We start from the raw sequence: 21,070 nt of genomic DNA, 5'->3' as shown, positions 1-21,070 counted from the left end.
CTGCCTGCTGTAGGAGCTGGCTTGCCAGCGAAGGCGTCACCCGGGGCGCTGCATGACTTGCGGGCCTCTTCGCCGGCAAGCCGGCTCCTACGGGGATCTGCACGGTCTAACTGCCTGCTGTAGGAGCTGGCTTGCCAGCGAAGGCGTCACCCAGGGCGCTGCATCACTTGCGGGCCCCGCCAGCAAAAAAGATCGCCTGCACCCTGAGCTGATTCGACCCCCCAGCGGTTTTTCCCGGCGTCACCCCAGTGTCATGAACATCTGCTGTGCTGGCGCCCTCTCACTCCTGGCAAAAAGGATCGCGGCCATGTTCTGCGTGCTCAAACCCCATCGCTGGAAGCTCGCCGCGCTGCTGCTGGCGGCCAATGCCGGGCTGCTCCTGCACCTGGCCTGCGGCACCCTCAAGGCGGTCAGCGAATGGCAGTGGCTGGACATCATCGGCGAAGGCGGCTCGGCGCTGCTGGCCCTGGTGTGGCTCGGCCTGGTGCTCAAGAGTCGCCCCGCCGGCCGGGTCACCAACTACCTGGCCCTGGGCCTGAGCTGCATCTTCTTTTCCTGGTGGATCGACAGCCTCGACGAGTTCATCCGCCTGCCCGACAGCATCACCTGGGACCATTGGCTGGAGTCGGGACCGATGCCGGTGGGGATGATCCTGCTGACCATCGGCATCTATCACTGGCACCGCGAACAGCTGGCCATCAGTGCGCAGATGGAAAAGAAGGAACGGCTGTTTCGCGAGCATCGCCAGTTCGACAAGCTCACGCCCCTGGCCGGCGCCGATTACCTCAAGCGCGAGCTGGCCGCCAGCCTGGAAGACGCCCGCCGCCAGCAACAGCCCCTGTCGCTGCTGGCCCTGGACCTGGACCATTTCGCCGCGATCAACCAGCACTACGGCCATGCCGAAGGCGACGCGGTGCTGCAGGCCCTGAGCCATGTGCTGCTGCTCAACCTGCGCCGCCAGGACCTGCTGTGCCGGCTGGCCGGCGATCGCTTCGTGGTGCTGCTGCCCCACACCGGGGAAAGCCAGGCGCGGCTCCTGGCCCTGGAGCTGGAACAGGCGGTGCAAGGGCTGGCGCACAAGACCCGACAGCACGGCGAGCGCCTGCACCTGAGCGCCAGCAGCGCCGTGGTGATGGCCCTGGACGAGGCGCCGGAGGGGTTGCTCAAGCGCCTCAACCTGGCCCTGGCACGGGCCAAGCAGCCCCTGGCGAAAACCGCCTGAGGCGCCGTCATGACCGTGAAGACCAGTTGGTACGAAGCCGACACGCGCTTTATCCCCGGGCACTATCAACCGGCGGCGCTGATCGACCTGGCGCTGTCCCGGGACATCGACAGCCATCGCCTGCTGCGCGGCACCGGGCTGTTCCACGAGGACATCCTCGCCGGCCAGACCCGCCTCAGCCCGCAGCAGTTCCTGACCCTGATCGGCAACAGCCGGCGCCTGCTGGATGCCGATGACAGCAGCTTCCTGTTCGGCCAGCGCCTGCTGCCCGGCCACTACGGCGCCGCCAGCCACGCCCTGCGTCACGCGCAGAACCTGCACCAGGCCCTGGACAGCCTGATCCAGCAGCAGGCCCTGCTCAGCCCCCTGGCCAGCCCGCGACTGCTACTGGACGAGCACTTCGCCTATTGCTACTGGCTGGACAGCTGCGGCGCCGGCGAGCACTGGCGCTTTGTGCTGGAGGCGAGCATGACCGCGCTGGTGGCCACCAGCCAGTGGCTCAGCGGCCAGCGCCTGCCCTGGGAATGCGGGTTCAGCCATGCCGAACCGCGCTATGTGGAACAGTACTGGGTGCACCTGGGGGAACACAGCCAGTTCCAGCGCCCCCTGGACCTGATGCGCATCCCCCGTGCCTGCCTGACCCAGCCCTGGCCCAACGCCTCGGCCACCGCCGGCCAGGTGGCACGCCTGGAGGCCGGCGAGCAGCTGCAGCAGCTGGGGTTCGACAGCAGCTTTCTCGACGTCCTGTATGACTACCTGCACGACCAGGTGCGCCAGCCGCCCAGCCTGGAGCAGACGGCCCAGGCCTTCGGCATGAGCCCGGCGACCCTCAAGCGCAAGCTGAGCAAGCACCACAGCGGCTACCAGCAACAGGTGGATCGGGTGCGCAAGCACGTGGCCCTGTACCTGTACCAGATCAAGGGCTGGAGCAACGAGGCGGTGGCCGACTACCTGAACTTCAATGACCCGGCCAATTTCCGTCGCTCGTTCAAGCGCTGGACCGGCAGCACCCCGACCTTGATCCGGCAGTTGCTGGGCAGCGGCTGAAACGTTTAATCTCAAACCGCCAGCCACCGCGCCCCGATCCCCCGCCAGGGCTGATCCGGGCCCCTCGCGCCCTGGCGCCAGACGCAAAAACCACTAAAGCGCCGGGCCATTCAGGCGTATAAACCCTGGAGCGATGTCGCCACCTGTCATCCGCGCCGGAGCCATTTCCAACACGGGGTAGAGTCATGACCACAGCCACGCTGCTCGACAACCTGTTTCCCGCCGCTGCCCAGATTCCCGAAGCCTATCGCCTGCCCGACCCGGTGCAGCAGCGCGACTACCTGGTGGACGGCGAACTGCGCACCTGGAACGGCCCCCTGGCCCAGGTCCGCAGCCCGATCTACCTGGACACCGCCGACGGCGACCAGCAAGTGATCCTCGGCAGCACCCCGCTGCTGGACGCCGACACCGCCCTCACCGCCCTGGACGCCGCGGTGCGCGCCTACGACCGTGGCCAGGGTGCCTGGCCAACCATGCGCGTGGCCGAACGCATCCAGCACGTGGAAGCCTTCCTGGCGCGCATGCGCGAGCAGCGCACGGCGGTGGTCAAGCTGCTGATGTGGGAGATCGGCAAGAACCTCAAGGACTCGGAAAAGGAATTCGACCGCACCTGCGACTACATCGTCGACACCATCGGCGCGCTGAAGGAGCTGGACCGGCGCTCCAGCCGCTTCGAACTGGAACAGGACACCCTCGGCCAGATCCGCCGCGTGCCCCTGGGGGTGGCCCTGTGCATGGGCCCCTACAACTACCCGTTGAACGAGACCTTCACCACCCTGATCCCGGCGCTGATCATGGGCAACACCGTGGTGTTCAAGCCGGCCAAACTCGGCGTGCTGCTGATCCGGCCGTTGCTCGAAGCCTTCCGCGACAGCTTCCCGGCCGGGGTGATCAACGTCATCTACGGCAGCGGCCGCGAGACCGTCAGCGCGCTGATGGCCAGCGGCAAGATCGACATCTTCGCCTTCATCGGCACCAACAAGGCCGCCAGCGACCTGAAGAAACTCCACCCCAAGCCGCACCGCCTGCGCGCGGCCCTGGGCCTGGACGCGAAGAACCCGGGGATCGTGCTGCCCGACGCCGACCTGGACAACGCGGTCAGCGAGGCCCTCACCGGCTCGCTGTCGTTCAACGGCCAGCGCTGCACGGCGCTGAAGATCCTGTTCGTCCATGAAAGCGTGGCCGAGCGCTTTATCCAGCAGTTCAACGCCAAGCTGCAGGCCCTCAAGCCGGGCATGCCCTGGGAGCCGGGGGTGGCCCTGACGCCGCTGCCGGAGAACACCAAGGTCGACTACCTGCATGCCCTGGTGGCCGACGCCCAGGCCCACGGCGCCAAGGTGGTGAACGCCCACGGCGGCGAGGCTCGGGCTTCGTTCTTCTACCCGGCGGTGCTGTACCCGGTGAACCCGCAGATGCGCGTCTACCACGAAGAGCAGTTCGGCCCGGTGGTGCCCATCGTGCCCTACCGCGACCTGGACACGGTGATCGACTATGTCCTGGATTCGGACTTCGGCCAGCAGTTGAGCCTGTTCGGCAGCGACCCGGCGCAGATCGGCCGGCTGGTGGACTGCTTTGCCAATCAGGTCGGGCGGATCAATATCAACGCCCAGTGCCAGCGCGGCCCGGACACCTTCCCCTTCAACGGTCGCAAGAACTCCGCCGAAGGCACGCTGTCGGTACATGACGCGCTGCGCACCTTCTCGATCCGCACCCTGGTGGCGACCAAGTTCCAGGAGCGCAACAAAGCACTGATCAGTGACATCATCCGCAATCGCGAGTCGAGCTTCTTGACCACCGACTACATTTTCTAAGGCACATGCCATAGCACCCCGGCAGCCGCGCGACCCGCGGCTGCCAGTTGCCCCAAGGCCAACCGGAGGACCCGACCTGGACCTGTTCAAACCCCTGCGCAACCTCCACCTGCCGCCCTGGCTGCGGCGCCTGCTGCGCCCCGTGCTCGACCCCTACCGGCGCTACCGCCACGCCCGGCTGATCCATGCCGTGCGCGTCGCCCTGGGCCTGATCGCCACCATCCTCCTGACCACCGGGCTCAACCTGCCCCATGGCGAATGGGCCTCGGTGACCATGCTGGTGGTGATCGGCGGCCTGCAGCACCACGGCAACATCGGCAAGAAAGCCACTGAGCGGGCCATCGGCACCCTGGTGGGCGCCGGGGTCGGCCTGGTGCTGGTGGTGCAGCAGGCGTATTTCGGCCACCCCTGGGTCACCTACCTGGCGATGTCGGCAGTCTGCGGCTACTTCTCCTACCACGCCATCGGCAAGGGCGGCTACACCGCGCTGCTGGCGGCGATCACCGTGTTCATCGTTGCCGGCCACGGCGACAACCAGATCAGCGACGGCCTGTGGCGCGCCGTGGACATCCTCATCGGCATCGCCCTGGCCCTGGCGTTTTCCTTCGCCATCCCGCTGTACGCGGTGTACTCCTGGCGCTATAACCTGGCCAGTGCCCTGCGTGACTGCGCGCAGTTGTACGGGCGGATCATCCGGGGCCAGTCGGTGACAGACGACGAGCACCTCAAGCTTCTGGGCCGGGTCAACAGTGCCATGCTGCAACTGCGCTCGCTGATGCCTTCGGTGTCCAAGGAAGTGCGCATCTCCATGACCGAACTGGACGCCATCCAGCGCAACCTGCGGATGTGCATCAGCACCCTGGAGATTCTCGGCAACACCCGTCCCGACGCCAGCGACCGGCAAGCCATGGCGCAGATGCAACTGGCGCTCAAGAGTGAGCACCGGCAGATCCGCGTGCAGTTGATCGGCATGGCGCGAGCCTTGCAGTCGGGGGTGACCCAGCGCCTGGACAAACCCCTGGAAGGCGGCGCCGAGAACGCCCTGGAGGCACCGGTGTATTCCGCCCTGGACGGTTACCGGCTGCTGACCCGGCAACTCGCGGCCACCCTTGGGGAAATGCGCCAGCGCCTGGCCAAGAGCGCCCGCCACTGGCGGATCTGATATGACCGCAGCCCTCCAGCGTACTTGTCCAGAGTGAACTCTGGACAGTGCCTATAGAGTCACTCCCTCTGCCCCGCCCCCATCGTTTTCCAATCGTCATAGCGCCGACTATTCACACCCTGGAAAACAACTTAATAGCCTTATCCACACAAAATCCAATGATATATAAATAGCCTTCACTGCTCTAAGCGCAGGGTAGTCTTTGATAAATCTAAGAATTTTCCTATTTCCCCAAAGATGTGAAATAGCGATCATTATCGCGGAAACCTTAATGGCTCCCCAGCCACCAAAGTAACCTCGATAATTAAAACACTCTTCGCTCAACTCATTTTCAGCATGGAAGTAATCATGAAGCTTAAACACATCCTCATCGCCATGGGCTTGAGTGGTGCACTTATTGGCATGGCGCAGGCCGCACCCGCTTCGTCAAATACCGTTTCCAAGAAAATCACCCTCACCGCACAAATCAACGATGCCATGTTCGTTTCCAAGGCCGATGGTTCGACCTGGTATGAGACTGAAGAACTTGAGCCGGTGGATTACACCCAGAAAGCGTTCTCCAAGACCCTGCCAATTCGTGTCTGGACCAAGAACAGCGAGTTCAATGTTTCATTGGCACAACCGTTGAAACTGTCCAACGGCAGTTATGAAATGACCAACACTACCGTGAGTATTTCGCACTCCGGCGGCGAAGCTGCGGTGACCTTCGGCACCCCACTGAAAGTGACCCAGACCGTGGTCGCCAACGGCGGCTATGACGAAGTCCACAGCCTGAAGATAGGCGCCAAGGCACCGATCAAGACTGCAACCGGCCCTAGCACCAACGGCAGTTACAGTGGCGAGTTGGTGATGCTGTTCGAACCTGTTGCCGCAACTGGTACATAAGTAGCACCTGTCTCTCGAGCCCTCTTTGAGGGCTCTTCCCGGCTGTCACTGGAAACACTTAGGCATGCGCCCGCATCCCCCCTTCTTTCAACTACACAGATTGTTTGTGTGCGTCATTTCGCTTGTCTCGACCCAAGTACTCGCTCAAGTAAAGATTACCTACGGGATTCCTGAAGGTTTTAGCGCGATTGAAATGGAAAACACTGCACGCTATGTCGCCAACTATAACGGCCAGACCTTGCCCGGCTTTATCAGTTACTCGATGGAACAGCGTGGCTTGGTATTCGATTCGGCCCAGTACAGGGAAAATGGCATCACACTTGAAGACCTGCAAACCATCAGGCGCGTATTGGCAGGAGTCAACTACAAACAATGCAGCAATGGCTGCGACCTGCGCGTTGCCGAGCATTATGTAACCCTCGATAAAACCCGGCGCACGCTGAACATACGCAGCGCCCAGGAAGACTATCTTGCACCGACAACTTCCTGGGGCTTGATCAACAATCAATCGTTGGACCTGCGCAGTTCTTCCGAGCGTTATCACGCCATGAACTTGAACGGTAATACCTGGCTCGGGCTACCGGGGCGCAGTTTTGGCTACATGAACTGGTATGCCAATCGCAGCAGTAGCGAGGGTCGGCGCAGCAGCGACCAGGGAATATCGTCCTACTACCTGCAAAAGAACTTTGCCGGCACCTATGTGCGTGCCGGCAAGCAGAACAGTATCGACTACAGCTCAAGCTCGGTCAGCACGGTGCTGTCGCCAAGCTTCGACCAGTTCTTCACGTTCGGCAGCCAGGGCAACCTGCGCACTCACCAGGACGCGGGGGCGCTGGTGCTGTTCTCCACGGCCGAAGGCAACTACGAGTTCTACCGCAACGGGCGGCTGGTGCTCAAACGCCCCGCTGCGCTGGGCCGCAACGAAATCAGCTTCCTTGATCTGCCCGGTGGCTACTACCCCATCGAGATTCGCCTGGTGGATCGCAACGGCAACCTGGTGACCCAGGAAACCCAGGACGTCAACAACCTCAACTTCACCGGCGAAGCGGCCAACGCCTGGCGCGTTACCGCAGGCAAGGACATGGAGGCAGGCGGACAACTGTTCGAAGCCGCCCTGAGCCGCAACCTCAGCCAGCTCTACTTGAATGCCGCCGCCGTGACCGGCGACCGTTCGGACTGGGCCTCGGAGGTCAATATCTCCCGGCCTTCCACCCTAGGCCCCCTGGACCTGTCGCCCACCCTGGGCGTATTGGCTGGTGAGCGCGGCTCAGGCGGCTATCTGAACCTGAACCTGAACAATGAAGTGCTGGGCAGCCTCATGCTCAGCCGCTATCAGAGCAACGAGGTCTCGCGTTTCTACTGGGGCATGCCAAGCACCAGCCTGTCGTACAGCAAGAACCTGGGCAACCTACTGTTTGCCTACAACTATCGAAGCTCCAGCCACGCAGAAACCCAACAGGCCGAAGTGCGCTGGAACTACCGGCCCAACGGGCTTTGGTCGACCTTTTCCCTGGGCGTGCAAAAAGGCGGTGCCACTGCGAGCAACAGCGATTACACCCTCTACCTGAACATGTCATGGATGCTCGACCGATCCCAGGCGAGTGTGCGGGCGGCCCAGTTTGGCGGCCAGACACAGGTGACCGGGGACTACCGCCAGACCTTCGAGGACAGCTATGGCACCACCACCGGCGGCGTGACCGTCAATCGCAGCAATGGCCTGAACAACCTCAATGCCTATGGCAGCCGCTCCGGTACACGTGGCGACGCCTCGCTGAACCTTGGTCACAGCGCCGACGCCAACAACCTCGATTTCAACTACCGCGGCATGCTCGCGGCCAATCGCCAGGGAATCGCCCTGGGACGCTACAGCAGCAGTGGCAGCGCCATGTTGCTGGAAACCCCCGACCTCCAGGGCACTCCCTACGGCTTCAGCGTGGAAGGCCACCCCGTGGCGGGCGGCAGCACCTACGCCGTGCCCCTGAACAGCTACGGGGATGTGCCGTTTGCCCGCGTGATCAGCGACAGCCAGGACATGGACATGAACATCGAGGTGCCGGCGAACATCATCCGCGCCCATCCCGGGCAGGTGTACAACGCCCAGGCCAAGGTCGATATCAACAGGGTCTACAGCGGCCTTTTGATGGACGCCAACGGCCGCCCGGTGGGCGGCAGGATCCTGGAGACCGGTGATACCGCCTACCCCAACGGCCTGTTCTCGATCGCCCACAAGACCCTGTTGACCCACATCACCGTGGAACAGCCGGGACGCCAATACCGCTGCGACCTCACCCGCGCCGTCAACGGCAGCTACTACCCGTGCCAGTGACGAAGCCCCCACTACAGGAACCCACCATGATATTGCGTACCACGCTGCTGGCACTGCTGAGCTGGACGGCACTGGCCCAGGCCGAAGGCGAATTGATGGTCATGCCCGCCAGCCTCAAGGTCTATAACAACCACGAGCATTCGGTGACCGTGAGAAACGTCGGCGATGCCCCCCTTTACCTGTCGATCAACCTGCTCAAGGTGATGAACCCGGGGCAGGAGCCGGAGCGCAAGCTGGCGCTGCAGGAGCTTGATCACCCCGGCATCCTCGCCAGCCCGGACAAGCTCACCCTGGGCCCGGGACAGAGCCGCGCCATCAGCCTCAAGTCCCTTGCCGAGCCTGCGGCCGAAGCGCTGTTTCGCCTGTACATCGTCCCGGTGCGATCAATGCAGGTTGAGCAGGCGTCGCCCGACAAGATCAGCGCCCCGATGTCGGTCGCGGTCGGCTACGGCGTGCTGGTGCGCCATATGCCGCCGCCGGCCAAACAGCACTCGGCCTGGGCAAAGCGCTGTGATGCCGCGGGCATGACCCTGGAGAACACCGGCAACGTGCGCACGGTGCTGTCGCAAGTCGAGGTGGCGCCAGGCGCGCCCAGGCTCAAGGTGGCCCTGTTCCCTGGAACGCCCCAGCACTTCGACAGCAAGCGCCTGAGCCTGGTCGCCGATGATCAGCCCCAGACCCTGGAATGCCCCTGATGACCAGGACTCGACAGGGGCCGGCCCGGATAACCCCGACCACCGCGATGCGCCGCAAGAGACGCTGCTGGACAGTTCCAGCCTCACTGTTGCTGGCCTACCTGACACTCGGCGCGGACGAGGCGTCTGCCTGGGTCCTGAAATACAGCAACCTGAGCAACGGCTACAGCAGTTGCAGCTTCAAGGACAACGGCAATGGCACCAGCACGCTCCAACTGACCATCGACTACAAGTCGAGCAGTGGTCACACCGACGGCTCATCGTTTAATTCACGGGGCATTCTGATCTACACCTATGACGCCAATGGCAAGCTGAAAACCAGCTCCAGCAGTGCCAAGAACCTGTCGATCAACGGAGTCAAATACTCGAATACCTTCGCGGGCGAGGGCTACGTGATGTATTACGGCAGCGCCAGCCCATGGAAAACCACCAGCGCCTTTACCGCTGCCGTTGAGTTCCAGGTCGACAACTCGAGCATAGCCGCCTGGCCTGCCGTGGGCATCCGCGCCGGCAACTTCACGGGGGGCAACGACGTGGGCGAGAGCACCGGGCTGGCCTACCTGTCCTCGACCACCAAGGGCGGTGCCTGTCGCGTACTGACCAACCCGGACCTTCCGCCGCCGCCCGTGGATACGACCATCACCATGACCGCACCGGACTGGGACCTGGGCGAACTGCTGCGGGGCGAGGAAACCCTGAAGACCTTCAGCGCCACCAACCAGCAACTCTGCTTCACCTATGACGGCTCGAAGTTCATCACCTATCAAAAGTTCATCATCAACGCGAGCAACGAAAATGGCCTCTCGGCCAACGGGCGCTACCAGCTCAAGCACCTCGAGGACAGCTCGCAGACGGTGCCTTACACCCTGAGCCTGAACAGTGGCAGCACCCTGGTGCCCTTGCCCAACACTCAAAATGCCCTGTTGTCCCTGAGTTCGGATGGCCGCATGTGCTTTGTTCCAACCTTCCGGGCCCTGGCGCAAAAGTGGGCCAAGGGCGGCGCCTACAGCGATGTGCTGACCTTCACCATTGTGGCCAAGCCCTAGGAACACCTGCCCCGATGAACGATCCGATTGTCATGCTTCTGGCCTTGATCGCGCTCTGGTCACCTGCGGGCCTGGCTGCCGGGGTGTTGAAACTCTCGAGCACCGAGCTGCGCTTCGCACCCGACCAGCCTCAAGGCGAACTCTATGCGCAGAACACCGGCGACAGCCCCTTGTACCTGGACGTAGCCCAGCAACTGGTGGTGGCCCCGGGGCAGCCCGATGAACACCTGGTGCCCATTCATGAGGTGCGGCGCCCCAGTTTGCTGGTTACCCCCAATCGCCTGGTACTGGCACCGGGACAGAAGTACCGGATGACCCTGAAAGCACTGCAGGTGCCTCTCCACAACCAGGTCTGGCGCATCACCTTCAGGCCCCGCGAGCGAGTGATCGTCGAAACCGGCCCGGCCGCCGGGCAGCCGGCGCCCCTGGCCGTGAGCGTGGGCTATGGGGTGGTGATCTATCAACGGGCGGCGCAGCAGCAGCCCCCTGCCCATCAGGAGTAGCACATGAACAAAACCGCACAGGCGTGCCTGCTGCTGGCCCTGGGGGCACTGCCGCCCCTGGTGTCGGCGGATGTGATCCTGCTGGGCAAGACCAGCAGCAAGATCAGCGCCTACCTCAAGCCCAACAACAATCTGTTCGTCACCGACGACACCGGTGGCTGGTTCGCCCAGGGCCTGGAAATGGCGCAACTGGGGGGGTGGGACACGCCCTATGAAGTGCGGGCGCGGTTGCGGATTGTCTCGTCCACCGGAGTCTTCCAGGTGCGCCTGGATGAGCCGCTGCAGATGCGCAACGCCAGCAATGCCGCGCAGGTGTTCCGGCAACCCAGGGTGGACCTGGGGGCGGAAGGCGAAATGCCCAAGACCCTTGCCGTTGGCCAGGGCACCTCATTCAACAACCCGCCCCGGCCGGCGCCCGGAGAAGACTCCACCGGCTATTACGGCCTGACGGTCTCGGCCTACCCGCCCGATGGCAGCTTCAAGGAAACCAGCGGCGCCTACAGCGGGGTCCTGTCGCTGACCTTCGAGCCGGTGATTACCGACCCATGATCCAGCCCGCTCGCGGCCATGCCTGCCCAGAGCCATCGGCCAGGTCCCACCCATCCCATGGAAAACTCATGACACGCCTCACCCTGCACACCCTCGCGCTGTCGTCGTGGCTGGCCGTGGCCTCGCCGGCCTTTGCCCTGATCGATGTTCAACCCAAGATCACCGAGGTGCGGGAGCGGCCGATGACCGTCGAAATCGCCAACCACGGCGATCGCCCGGAATACATCTCGATCTCCCTGTCGCATCTGAGCAACCCCGGGGTCGAGCTGGCCGAGGAACGCCTTGAGCCCATCACTCAAGCGCAACGGCCCAAGCTCTACGCCACGCCCTTTCGACTCGAGCTCGCGCCCGGCCAGAGCAAGACCGTCACCTTGAGGCCCCTGGAGCCGGTGCAGCAGGAACAGGTGTACCGCCTGGACATCAAGCCGGTGATGAACCTTTTGGACCCAAAGCAGGCGAACATCGCCGGCCACGTGGTGATCAATCTCGCCTTCAGTGCACTGGTACGCCAATTGCCGCCGCGGCAAGTATCGGCGCTTGAGGTGCGCTGCGAGGTCGGGGGCGCGCGCTTCATTGCGACCGGCAACACCCGCTATCTGGTTGAGAACGCCCGGGTGGACGGCACACTGAGCGAGCCGTTCAACGTGTACCCAGGTGTGCCACTGCGGGTCGAAGGCGCGAAGATTCAAACACCCGGGCACCCTCCGTGCCCCGTTGCCGGCTAAGGCCAGGCGCTGCGCCTGGGCAGCGATGCGCAAGGCCCCGCAGCCGAGTTCACCGGCCTGCCCTTCTGCCACCGGCGCACCCGGCACCCTGGACGCCGGCCAAGGGACATCACACGCGGCAGCCCGCTCGTTGCGCCAGCGCCGATGAGGTCATCGATCAGCCGGATCAATCGACCATTCGACACCTGTGATTGGACGTCATCGAAGGACAATGAGATGGTTTGCGCCCCACAGTCTCCGTTGCGCCTGACCATGACCCCGACCCAACCCGCCACCGCCCTCTCCCTGCCCTGCTCGATCCTGCTGCTGGCGGGTGGCCGCGGCGCGCGCATGGGCGGGCGCGACAAGGGCCTGCTGCCCTGGCAGGGCCGGCCGCTGATTGCCCATGTGCACCAGGTGGTCCGGCCGTTCAGCGATGACCTGATCATTTCCTGCAACCGCAATGCCGAGCAGTACCAGGCCTATGCCGACCGTTTGGTGGAGGATTCCCAGCAGGGCTTTCCTGGTCCCCTGGCCGGGGTCCTCGCGGGCCTGGCAGCGGCCCGTCATCCCTGGTTGCTGGTATTGGCCTGCGATGCGCCGAAGATCGACAGCGCGCTGATCCAGGCCTTGCTGGCGGCACGAGCGAACCCGCCGGCGCCGCTGATGGTGCAACAGGCCGGGCAATGGCAACCCATGTTCAGCCTGCTTCCCACAACCCTGCTGGCCAGCCTGCACCAGGCCTGGGATGCCGGTGAGCGCAGCCTGCTGCGGGTCCTCGAGCGGCATGGGTTGACGCCTCTGCCGTGTGCCGTGGACGACCCGCGACTGAGCAACTTCAATACCCCTGAACGCCTGTCTGAAACGGACCTTGCCCCCTTGGCCCCGGTAGGCAACAAGCGCTGCGCAGACGCTCCCCCCGGGGAGTGACCCCTTCACAGGGGCAGGACTGTTGCGTTAATACTGACCCGACCCTTTTCCGCCAGGTGCCGCTGTGGACATCAAGCAACTCAAGTTTCTGATCGCCCTGGAGCAGACCCGGCACTTCGGCCAGGCCGCCGCACGCTGCCACATCACCCAACCGACCCTGTCCATGCGCCTGCGCAACCTCGAGGATGAACTGGACCTGGTCCTGGTGACGCGAAGCCAGCGCTTCGAAGGTTTCACCGAGGCCGGCGAGCGGGTGCTGGCCTGGGCCAAGACCCTGTTGGCGGCCCATGACGGCTTGTATGCCGAGGCCGCCGCGTGCCGCGGGCAACTGGTGGGCAAGCTGCGCCTGGGGCTGGTGCCCCTCAGTGGCTTCAACCCCATTCGCTACGTCCAGAACCTGTCCGCCAGCTTTCCCGAACTCCAGTTCAGCCTGTCGTCCATGAGCTCCGACCGGATCATCGAAGACATCGGCAATAACCAGCTGGACCTGGGGGTTTGCTACCTGGATCGGGTGAACGCCCACTACCTGGACTTCTTCGAGATCGGCCAGACCCAGGTCGGCCTGCTCTACGACACCCGGCACTTTCATTTCGAAGGCCCCGAGATGGGCTGGGAAGATGCCGCCCAACTGCCCCTGGGCATGCTCAGCAGCGGCATGCATTATCGCAAGTCCATCGACCTGAGTTTCCGCAGCCGTGGCCTGAACCCGACGCCGATCTTCGAGAGCGATTCCACCCACCAGCTGTACCAGGCGATCCACGCAGGCTTCTGCTGCTCCATCATGCCCCTGGACAGCGGCCTGGATTCGCCGATCGACACCCTGGCCTTCATCCGCCTGCCGGATGCCAGCGTGCTGGCGCCCCTGGGCCTGGTGATGCGCAAGACCGAACCGCGCTCGGTGATCGCCGAGCAGTGTTTTGCCGAAGCCAGGAAGCTGTTTGCAGGCAACAATGAATGAACGCCCAGCGGGCTTTTTCTACCACGCCCTGGCCCCATGGCCGGGAGCGAATTGAGTGTATCGAGGTATCGTCATGGTGTGCCGGATCGAACCAGCGGATCAACAGCCCGAGGCCAACGCCCCCGCTCCCGCGCCACAGCAGGTCAGCTACCGGGAATACGACGCCCGGGGCCAGGTGGCCCAGGCACCGCTGGCGGCGGAAATTGCCCTGGCCATTACCTACAACGGCCTGAGCCAGGCGGTGATGATGGTGTCTCCGGGCAATCTCGAGGATTTCATTCGCGGTTTCAGCATCACCAACGACATCGTCAGCGACCTCGATGAGATCTACGACATCCGCCTCAGCCATTTCCCCCAGGCCTGCCAGGCCGATGTGGAGATTTCCAGCCGCGCCTTCTGGGCCCTCAAGGACCACCGCCGGCAAATGGCCGGGACCAGTGGCTGCGGCCTGTGCGGCGTGGAGGCCCTGGACCAGGCATTGCCGCAGTTGCAGATCCTTGAGCCGACGCCACTGCCGCCGGCCGCACACCTGCAGGGCCTGCGCGACCGCATCGAACAGGCCCAGCACATGGCCCGCAGCAGCGGCGCCCTGCACGCCGCGCTGTACTTCGATGAGCAGGGTGAAGTGCGCCTGTGCCAGGAGGACATCGGTCGCCACAACGCCCTGGACAAGCTGATCGGCGCCCTGCTTCACGCCGGCATCGACGGCCGCCAAGGGTTCACCGTGGTCACCAGCCGCTGCAGCCTGGAGCTGATCCACAAGGCCGTGCGGGCCCGGCTCGGGACCCTGGTGAGCCTGTCTGCGCCCACGGCGCTGACCGTGCAATGGGCCAACAAGCACCGCCTCAACCTGATCCACGTGCCCCAGCGCAATGCCCCGCGGATCTACAGCCCGGTGTAACCTCGACGCGGCCTCGCCACAACGGTAACAGCCGGTTCAACCACCGCTGCTGCGCGAATCCTCAGGCGCCCGTCGGTGCGGGCATGCTCGCGCCGCCAGCCGAGCGTGGCTCGGGGGTCGGTATTGTCCCGGACCTCAGGGCTGCTGGGGCGAGCGCTCGGCCAACGCTTCCAGGAGGTCGGCCGAAGGCACGAAGAACAGGCCGCCGGTGACCGCGGTGCTGAAGTCCAGCAAGCGATCGTAGTTGCCCGCCGGGCGCCCGACGAACATGTTCTCCAGCATCTGTTCCACCGGCCGTGGCGAACGGGCGTAGCCGATGAAATAGGTGCCGAATTCCCCGGCGCCGGGGCGCCCGAACGGCATGTTGTCGCGCAGGATCTTCACCTCCTCGCCGTTCTCTTCCAGGGTGGTCAGGGAGCTGTGGGAGCAGCTGGGCTTCACCGAGTCGTCCAGCTCGATGTCCGCCAGCTTGGTGCGGCCGATGATGCGTTCCTGGGCCTCCACGGTCAGTGCGTTCCAGGCATCCATCTTGTGCAGGTACTTCTGCACCAGCACATAGCCGCCGTTGACGAATGCCGGATCCTCGCTGCCCACCAGGGTGAAATCCAGCGCCTCGCGGCCCACCGGGTTTTCGGTGCCGTCGACAAAGCCGACCATGCTGCGCATGTCGAAATAGCGAAAGCCCTGGACCTCGTCCACCACCTGGACCGCCTGCCCCAGGGGCTTGAGCAGTTGGGTGGCCAACTCGAAGCACAGGTCCATCTGCTCGGCGCGGATGTGCAGCAGCAGGTCACCGGGGGTGGACGGCGCCAGGCGGCCTGCCACGCCGACTTCGCGAAACTCGTGCAGGGAGGCCGGGCGCGGCCCGCCGAACAGCCGGTCCCAGGCACTGGAGCCGAAACCGCAGACACAGGACAGGTTGCCCGCCGGCACCCGCTTGCCCACCGAACGGGTCAGGGCCGCGACATCGGCGCACCAGTTGCGCAGGGTGTCGGCGGCCGCGGCGCCAGGGGCCAGGGTGGCAACGATAAAGATGGCACTGCCGGTGATGGGGCTGCAGATGGCTTGCGGCTCGGGTCGCTGCTCGGCCATGGAGGGATAGGTGGTCATGATGGGTTCCACAGGCTGCGGGAGAAAAAACACAGAGCGGAAATTAGCAGATTATGCCGCGCAAGCGGCACTGCCAGTCACCTTCGATCCGCCAGCCAAGGCTGGGCTGCCGAGGCTGGAGCAGGCGGTCTCGTCCGGGCCTGGGCGTTCGACGCTTCGATGCGCTGTCGGCCCAGGCGCCTCACACCCGCCCCGCCGGCGGCCCGGGACGATCGCCATTGCCGCCTGCAGCGGTTATTGCAAGGTCGAGCGCACCACCCGCACCGGCACCGACTTGTAGGACGGCGTGCCGCTGTCGACGTCCAGGTAATCCAGGGGCACCAGGCAATTGGCCTCGGGGTAGTAGGCGCCCACGGTGCCCGGGGCGATCTTGTACTCGATGGCGGTGATGCGTTCGTAGCGCAGGCGGCGCTCGCCGATCACCGTCTCGATGTCCACCAGGTCGCCGTGGGCCAGGCCCCGGGCATCCAGGTCGGCCTGGCTGATGAACAGCACGTCGCGCCGGCCGAACACCCCGCGATAGCGGTCGTCCAGGGCGTAGATGGTGGTGTTGTACTGGTCATGGCTGCGCAAGGTGATCAACCGCAGCACCTCGGCGCCGTCCACTTCCTTGTCTTCGTGCAGCCCGGGAAAGACGAAGAATTCGGCCTTGCCCGAAGGCGTCAGCCACTGGCGTTCGGTCGCCGCCAGCGGCATGCGGAAACCGCCGGGAACACGGATCCGCGCGTTGTAGTCGTCAAACCCGGGCACGGTCCGCTCGATCAGTTCGCGAATCTTGTCGTAGTCGGCCACCAGTTCCAGCCAGGGCACGCGGCTGTCCGGCAGCGTGGCCCGGGCCATGCCGGCAACGATGGCCGGCTCGGAAAGCAGGGCCTGCGAGGCCGGCGCCAGCTTGCCGGCGGAGGCATGCACCATGGACATCGAGTCTTCGACGGTGATTGCCTGGCGCAGACCGTCCTGCACATCCAGTTCAGTGCGCCCCAGGCAGGGAAACAGGTAGGTTTCCCGGGCCACCAGCAGGTGGCTGCGGTTGAGCTTGGTGGCCACGTGCACGCTCAGGTCGAGCTTGCCCATGGCCGCAAAACACTGGCCCGGATCAGGCAGGGCCACGGCAAAATTGCCCCCCAGGCACAGCAGCGCCTTGGCACTGCCGGCGATCATCGCCTGCATGGCCTGTACCGCATCGTGGCCATGGGCCGAGGGCGGTTTGAAACCGAACACCTGTTCCAGCCGGGCGAGAAAGGCCGGCGAAGGTTTTTCGGTGATGCCCACGGTGCGGTTGCCCTGCACATTGGAATGCCCGCGCAACGGGCAGATGCCGGCCCCCGGTTTGCCCAGGTTGCCGCGCAGCATCAGCAGGTCGCAGATCAGCCGGACATTGGCCGTGCCCTCGTTGTGCTGGGTGATGCCCATGCCATAGGTGACGATGGTGGCGTTGGACTTGGCATAGGCCGCCGCGACCATTTCCAGGTCCGCCTGGTGCAGGCCGCTGGCCTGTTCGATGTCTGCCCACAAGGTGGCGTGCAGGTCCGCCATCAGGGCCTCGATGCCGCGGGTGTGCTCGGCAATAAAGGCATGGTCGAGAACTTGCCCCAGGCTGTCCTCCAGGGCCAGCAACGCCTTCATCACGCCCTTGAGCGCCGCGGCGTCGCCACCGGCCTTGACCTGGAAGTACGACGAGGCGATGCGAGTGGAACCGTAGGTGGCCATTTCCACCATGTTCTGCGGGTCGGCGAAACGCTCCAGGGCCCGCTCGCGCAGGGGGTTGAAGACCATGATCGGCACCTTGCGCCGTGACGCTTCATGCAGGGTCCCCATCATCCGCGGGTGGTTGGTGCCCGGGTTGTGGCCGATGGAGATGATCAGCTCGCAGACGTCGAAATCCTCCAGGGACACCGTGCCCTTGCCGATCCCGATAGACCGCGGCAAGCCGACGCTGGTGGGTTCGTGGCACATGTTCGAGCAGTCGGGAAAGTTGTTGCAGCCGTACTCCCGGGCGAACAACTGGTACAGGTAGGCGGCTTCGTTGGAAGCCCGGCCGGAGGTGTAGAACTCCACCTGCTCGGGCGCCAGGCCACGGAGGATTTCGCCGATGCGGGCGAAGGCCGCCTGCCACTCCACGGGCTTGAAGGTGTCACTGGCACGGTCATAGACCAGCGGCTCGGTGAGGCGGCCGAGGTCTTCGAGCTGATAGTCCGAACGCTGCAGCAGGGAACTCACCGGGTGCTGGGCGAAGAACTCCGGGGTCACCCGCTTGTTGGTGGCTTCCCAGGTCACCGCCTTGGCGCCGTTCTCGCAGAACTGGAAGGTCGACTTGTGCTCCTTGTCCGGCCAGGCACAGCCCGGGCAATCGAAGCCGTCGGGCTGGTTGGTGCGCATCAGGGTCAGCGGCGCCTTGAGGGTGTCCATCTGTTCGCGCACGGCCGTCGCCGTGGCCTTGAGCGCGCCCCAACCGCCGGCGGGCCCCTCGTAGTTGCGGATGCCGGGAACCTTGCGTCGAGTGCTCATGATCGCTCCAGGGCCGGTTCGGCCCTGCACGGCGCGAGTCGGCGGTTGCAGATGATCGACCGCCGAGGCGGCATCGGAAAAACCGCGCAGCCCGGGATGACTCAAGGGCCGGATGGGCGGGCTGCCAGGTGCTCGAGCCAGTGGCAAAGCTGCAGCGCAAAGCCTGAGGCGCATGCTGAAATCTAGCGCTGCGCCTTGGCCTGTCAAGGCCAGGCGCCGACCGGTAGAGCCACGCTGCGGCGCCTCAAGTCCAGGCCCTGGCGCCTTGCCAACGGCCGCCTGCGCTCACTGCAGGACGCTGCGCCGGCGCTTCAGGGTCCAGCCCTGTTGCATGCCGGCGGCCGCCAGCAGGATTGCCCCGACACCCAGCCATTGCAGGAGCTCGAGGCGATGCCCGAAGGCCAACCAGTCGACGAAGATCGCCGCGATCGGGTAGATGAAGGACAAGGCGCCAGTCAGGGCTGTGGGCAATTTCTGGATCGCCCCGTACAGCAACACGTACATCACCCCGGTGTGGACGATGCCCAGGGTCAGCAGGCTGGCCCAGGCGCTGGCCTGCTGGGGCGGCTCGCCGAGGTTGGCCCAGGGTGCCAGCAACAGCACGCCAGTGCAGACCTGGATCAGGGCGATCAAGTGCGGCGGAGTCCCGCTCAGGCGCTTGATCAGCAAGGCGGCGAAGGCATAGAGCGCGGCGGCCCCCAGGGCCAGGGCGATGCCGCTCAGGTAGTCGCCACCGGCCTCGCCCCGGGAGCCGTGGGCACTGACGATGGCCAGCATTCCGGCAAACGCCAGGCACAGCCAGAACAGTTTCTGCGGGGTGATCTTCTCCCCCAGGAACAACGCGCCCAACGCCACCAGAATAAACGGCTGCACGTTGTACACCGCCGTGCCGATGGCGATCGAAGCACGGGAGTAGGAGGCGAACAGCAGCACCCAGTTGCCGACGATCGCCACGCCACTGAGGACCGCCAGAAGCAGCACGCGCCTGGTCAGAATGTTCTTACGCAAGAAACCGAATACGCCGCAAATCAGCAGCAGGGTCGCGGCACCGAACAGGCAACGCCAGAACACCACATCCAGCACCGGTTGCCCGGACACCAGGACGAACCAGCCAATGGTTCCGGAAATCAGCATCGCGACGGTCATTTCCAGCGATCCGCGACGGGTCAGCGCATCCATGATTCAGCTCCTCTGCAAGTGGCCAAATTATGCCGAGGGAACACCCGCCATCGCCAGTTCATAACCTAGGCTAGAATCAATCCAGACCTTTTTTATCAAGGCAAAAAAGCCAATCCACCTATCGAGAACAGCATGCTTGATGCCATCGACCAGGCGCTGATCAGCGCCCTGATGCAAGACTCCCGACGCTCCCTCAAGGCCCTGGCGCAGATCAGCGGGCTGTCCGCCCCCAGCGTGGCCGAGCGTCTGCGCCGCCTCGAAGATCGCGGCGTGATCAGCGCCTATACCCTGGAGGTCGACGCCAGGCTGCTGGGTTACCAGTTGCAGGCCATCGTGCGGATTCGCCCGTTGCCGGGCAAATTGCAGGAAGTCGAACGACAGATCCTGGCCATTGCCGAGTTCACCGAGTGCGACAAGGTCACCGGCGACGACTGCTTTATCGCTCGCCTCCAGGTGCGCTCCATGGAACAACTGGACACCCTGCTGGACCGCCTCAATCACTTCGCCGAGACCAACACCGCGATCGTCAAGAAATCGCCGATCAAGCGGCGTTTGCCGCCCCTGGAATGAGCGCGTGATGCAGGGGCGTTCCGAGGTGCCGAGCGGGGAAAAAAACCGCCATCAAACGCCTCGAGAACGCCTGACCTAGAGGTATTTTCACAAGAAAGAAGCCAATATCCTTACAACATTTAAGGATTTTTCTCACATGGCATAAGACAATTCTTAAAGTGGCCAGGGGCGGCTTTTTGGCGCCAATTTCAGTGCTACCCTGCGAATCTTCTGACGAACCCACAAGCAAAATACCTGCTCCTTTGAAGGAAGCCGCGCATTGCAGTGCGCTACTGCCTGTCAAAAACCCGAGTAATAAAGACGATGCCGATCCGCGTCCAGATAGCCGATGACCATCCCCTGACCCTGATTGGGATACACACCCTGCTGGAGAACCACGCCGACCTGGAGGTCGTTGCCCAAGCCCACAGTGTGGAAATCCTCCTGGAGAACCTGCAGCGCCAGCCCTGTGACCTGCTGTTGACCGACCTGATGATGCCCGGTGGCGACCAGGTCGACGGGATCCGCCTGATCCGTCGCCTGCGTGGGCTGTATCCGCAATTGGCGATCGTGGTGATCACCATGCTCGACAACCCGGCGTTGATCAGCAGTGTGCTCAAGCTCGGGGTCCAGGGCCTGGTAAGCAAGCGCGGCCTGCTCAACGACCTGCCCAAGGCGGTGGCCGCCAGCGCCCGTGCGCCCTTCGTCTCGTCATCGATCCAGCACCTGCTGGACACCAGTACCGCGCTGCACGGCAAGCCGCTGTTGCAGCCCGAGCAGCTGTCCGCGCGGGAGATCGAAGTGCTGCGCCTGTACGGCAGCGGCATGAGCATCGGTGCCATTGCCCTGCACCTGTGCCGCAGCAAGCAGACCATCAGCACGCAAAAAAGCAGCGCCATGCGCAAACTCGGCCTGGACACCTCGGCCAGCCTGTTTCTCTACATCCAGGAACATGGCCTTTCCTGAGTCGCCGAGTGCGGCAGAT

The 21,070-nt window shown here is 64.2% G+C and carries 19 protein-coding genes; 16 read left to right on the top strand and 3 right to left on the bottom strand.

The features are described 5' to 3' along the window. Positions 1 to 307 precede the first annotated feature (307 nt). From U873_RS0102460 to fdhD, 14 genes are all read left to right on the top strand, one after another. Positions 308 to 1,222, top strand: a complete 915-nt coding sequence (locus tag U873_RS0102460) for a GGDEF domain-containing protein (RefSeq protein ID WP_025126725.1) — start codon at positions 308 to 310, stop codon at positions 1,220 to 1,222. 9 nt (positions 1,223 to 1,231) lie between these two features. Next, positions 1,232 to 2,269 carry an AraC family transcriptional regulator gene (locus tag U873_RS0102455; protein ID WP_025126724.1) on the top strand — a complete coding sequence of 346 codons (1,038 nt, stop codon included), beginning with the start codon at positions 1,232 to 1,234 and terminating at the stop codon, positions 2,267 to 2,269. Positions 2,270 to 2,454: 185 nt separating this feature from the next. Continuing rightward, on the top strand, positions 2,455 to 4,080 hold the full coding sequence (locus U873_RS0102450; RefSeq protein ID WP_025126723.1) for an NADP-dependent glyceraldehyde-3-phosphate dehydrogenase: 1,626 nt from the start codon (positions 2,455 to 2,457) through the stop codon (positions 4,078 to 4,080). A 121-nt stretch (positions 4,081 to 4,201) separates the two neighbouring features. Further along, complete coding sequence (locus tag U873_RS0102445) at positions 4,202 to 5,242, top strand: FUSC family protein (protein ID WP_025126722.1); 1,041 nt, start codon at positions 4,202 to 4,204, stop codon at positions 5,240 to 5,242. A 348-nt stretch (positions 5,243 to 5,590) separates the two neighbouring features. Beyond that, positions 5,591 to 6,127 (top strand): CS1 type fimbrial major subunit, encoded by a 537-nt coding sequence (locus tag U873_RS0102440; protein WP_025126721.1) that lies wholly within the window; start codon positions 5,591 to 5,593, stop codon positions 6,125 to 6,127. Positions 6,128 to 6,320: 193 nt separating this feature from the next. Then, positions 6,321 to 8,453: a TcfC E-set like domain-containing protein gene (locus U873_RS0102435; RefSeq protein WP_029978089.1), complete on the top strand. Its 2,133-nt coding sequence runs from the start codon at positions 6,321 to 6,323 to the stop codon at positions 8,451 to 8,453. Positions 8,454 to 8,479: 26 nt separating this feature from the next. Then, a complete protein-coding gene (locus tag U873_RS0102430; protein ID WP_025126719.1) occupies positions 8,480 to 9,148 on the top strand; it encodes a pilus assembly protein in 669 nt (222 codons plus the stop codon). Then, the gene (locus U873_RS0102425) at positions 9,148 to 10,194 is read left to right on the top strand and encodes a hypothetical protein (RefSeq protein WP_157838055.1); all 1,047 of its coding nucleotides are present in this window, start codon (positions 9,148 to 9,150) and stop codon (positions 10,192 to 10,194) included. Before U873_RS0102430 ends, U873_RS0102425 begins: the two co-directional genes overlap by 1 nt. Positions 10,195 to 10,208: 14 nt before the next feature. Next, positions 10,209 to 10,697, top strand: a complete 489-nt coding sequence (locus U873_RS0102420; protein WP_025126717.1) for a hypothetical protein — start codon at positions 10,209 to 10,211, stop codon at positions 10,695 to 10,697. Between the two features lie 3 nt (positions 10,698 to 10,700). Continuing rightward, on the top strand, positions 10,701 to 11,246 hold the full coding sequence (locus tag U873_RS0102415; protein WP_025126716.1) for a hypothetical protein: 546 nt from the start codon (positions 10,701 to 10,703) through the stop codon (positions 11,244 to 11,246). A 68-nt stretch (positions 11,247 to 11,314) separates the two neighbouring features. After that, on the top strand, positions 11,315 to 11,971 hold the full coding sequence (locus U873_RS0102410; RefSeq protein ID WP_029978081.1) for a hypothetical protein: 657 nt from the start codon (positions 11,315 to 11,317) through the stop codon (positions 11,969 to 11,971). Positions 11,972 to 12,223: 252 nt separating this feature from the next. Continuing rightward, on the top strand, positions 12,224 to 12,880 hold the full coding sequence (gene mobA / locus U873_RS0102405; protein ID WP_051586054.1) for a molybdenum cofactor guanylyltransferase MobA: 657 nt from the start codon (positions 12,224 to 12,226) through the stop codon (positions 12,878 to 12,880). A 64-nt stretch (positions 12,881 to 12,944) separates the two neighbouring features. Then, a complete protein-coding gene (locus tag U873_RS0102400) occupies positions 12,945 to 13,838 on the top strand; it encodes a LysR family transcriptional regulator (RefSeq protein WP_025126715.1) in 894 nt (297 codons plus the stop codon). A 73-nt stretch (positions 13,839 to 13,911) separates the two neighbouring features. Next, positions 13,912 to 14,739, top strand: coding sequence for a formate dehydrogenase accessory sulfurtransferase FdhD (fdhD, locus tag U873_RS0102395; RefSeq protein ID WP_025126714.1), 828 nt, complete (start codon positions 13,912 to 13,914; stop codon positions 14,737 to 14,739). Positions 14,740 to 14,874: 135 nt separating this feature from the next. Here fdhD and U873_RS0102390 read toward each other — a convergent pair whose 3' ends face one another. From U873_RS0102390 to U873_RS0102380, 3 genes are all read right to left on the bottom strand, one after another. After that, positions 14,875 to 15,849, bottom strand: a complete 975-nt coding sequence (locus tag U873_RS0102390; RefSeq protein ID WP_025126713.1) for a Dyp-type peroxidase — start codon at positions 15,847 to 15,849, stop codon at positions 14,875 to 14,877. A gap of 234 nt (positions 15,850 to 16,083) precedes the next feature. Continuing rightward, complete coding sequence (locus U873_RS0102385) at positions 16,084 to 18,357, bottom strand: FdhF/YdeP family oxidoreductase (protein WP_025126712.1); 2,274 nt, start codon at positions 18,355 to 18,357, stop codon at positions 16,084 to 16,086. A gap of 285 nt (positions 18,358 to 18,642) precedes the next feature. Then, the gene (locus U873_RS0102380) at positions 18,643 to 19,536 is read right to left on the bottom strand and encodes a DMT family transporter (protein WP_025126711.1); all 894 of its coding nucleotides are present in this window, start codon (positions 19,534 to 19,536) and stop codon (positions 18,643 to 18,645) included. 132 nt (positions 19,537 to 19,668) lie between these two features. Between U873_RS0102380 and U873_RS0102375 the strand changes: the two genes are divergently transcribed. After that, a complete protein-coding gene (locus U873_RS0102375) occupies positions 19,669 to 20,106 on the top strand; it encodes an Lrp/AsnC family transcriptional regulator (RefSeq protein ID WP_025126710.1) in 438 nt (145 codons plus the stop codon). 303 nt (positions 20,107 to 20,409) lie between these two features. Then, positions 20,410 to 21,051: a response regulator transcription factor gene (locus U873_RS0102370; protein ID WP_025126709.1), complete on the top strand. Its 642-nt coding sequence runs from the start codon at positions 20,410 to 20,412 to the stop codon at positions 21,049 to 21,051. Positions 21,052 to 21,070 lie beyond the last annotated feature (19 nt).

The organism is Pseudomonas sp. PH1b, assembly GCF_000633395.1.
In the GTDB taxonomy this organism is placed as follows: Bacteria; Pseudomonadota; Gammaproteobacteria; order Pseudomonadales; family Pseudomonadaceae; genus Aquipseudomonas.
This window is presented reverse-complemented; position numbering and strand designations above follow the sequence as displayed.

Excerpts from the sequence above, each read along its gene's own strand:
- U873_RS0102460 (WP_025126725.1), top strand. The coding sequence starts at position 308 with ATGTTCTGCGTGCTCAAACCCCATCGCTGGAAGCTCGCCGCGCTGCTG.
- U873_RS0102455 (WP_025126724.1), top strand. The coding sequence starts at position 1,232 with ATGACCGTGAAGACCAGTTGGTACGAAGCCGACACGCGCTTTATCCCC.
- U873_RS0102450 (WP_025126723.1), top strand. The coding sequence starts at position 2,455 with ATGACCACAGCCACGCTGCTCGACAACCTGTTTCCCGCCGCTGCCCAG.
- U873_RS0102440 (WP_025126721.1), top strand. The coding sequence starts at position 5,591 with ATGAAGCTTAAACACATCCTCATCGCCATGGGCTTGAGTGGTGCACTT.
- U873_RS0102435 (WP_029978089.1), top strand. The coding sequence starts at position 6,321 with ATGGAAAACACTGCACGCTATGTCGCCAACTATAACGGCCAGACCTTG.
- U873_RS0102430 (WP_025126719.1), top strand. The coding sequence starts at position 8,480 with ATGATATTGCGTACCACGCTGCTGGCACTGCTGAGCTGGACGGCACTG.
- U873_RS0102425 (WP_157838055.1), top strand. The coding sequence starts at position 9,148 with ATGACCAGGACTCGACAGGGGCCGGCCCGGATAACCCCGACCACCGCG.
- U873_RS0102420 (WP_025126717.1), top strand. The coding sequence starts at position 10,209 with ATGAACGATCCGATTGTCATGCTTCTGGCCTTGATCGCGCTCTGGTCA.
- U873_RS0102415 (WP_025126716.1), top strand. The coding sequence starts at position 10,701 with ATGAACAAAACCGCACAGGCGTGCCTGCTGCTGGCCCTGGGGGCACTG.
- U873_RS0102410 (WP_029978081.1), top strand. The coding sequence starts at position 11,315 with ATGACACGCCTCACCCTGCACACCCTCGCGCTGTCGTCGTGGCTGGCC.
- mobA (WP_051586054.1), top strand. The coding sequence starts at position 12,224 with ATGACCCCGACCCAACCCGCCACCGCCCTCTCCCTGCCCTGCTCGATC.
- fdhD (WP_025126714.1), top strand. The coding sequence starts at position 13,912 with ATGGTGTGCCGGATCGAACCAGCGGATCAACAGCCCGAGGCCAACGCC.
- U873_RS0102390 (WP_025126713.1), bottom strand. The coding sequence starts at position 15,849 with ATGACCACCTATCCCTCCATGGCCGAGCAGCGACCCGAGCCGCAAGCC.
- U873_RS0102385 (WP_025126712.1), bottom strand. The coding sequence starts at position 18,357 with ATGAGCACTCGACGCAAGGTTCCCGGCATCCGCAACTACGAGGGGCCC.
- U873_RS0102380 (WP_025126711.1), bottom strand. The coding sequence starts at position 19,536 with ATGGATGCGCTGACCCGTCGCGGATCGCTGGAAATGACCGTCGCGATG.
- U873_RS0102375 (WP_025126710.1), top strand. The coding sequence starts at position 19,669 with ATGCTTGATGCCATCGACCAGGCGCTGATCAGCGCCCTGATGCAAGAC.
- U873_RS0102370 (WP_025126709.1), top strand. The coding sequence starts at position 20,410 with ATGCCGATCCGCGTCCAGATAGCCGATGACCATCCCCTGACCCTGATT.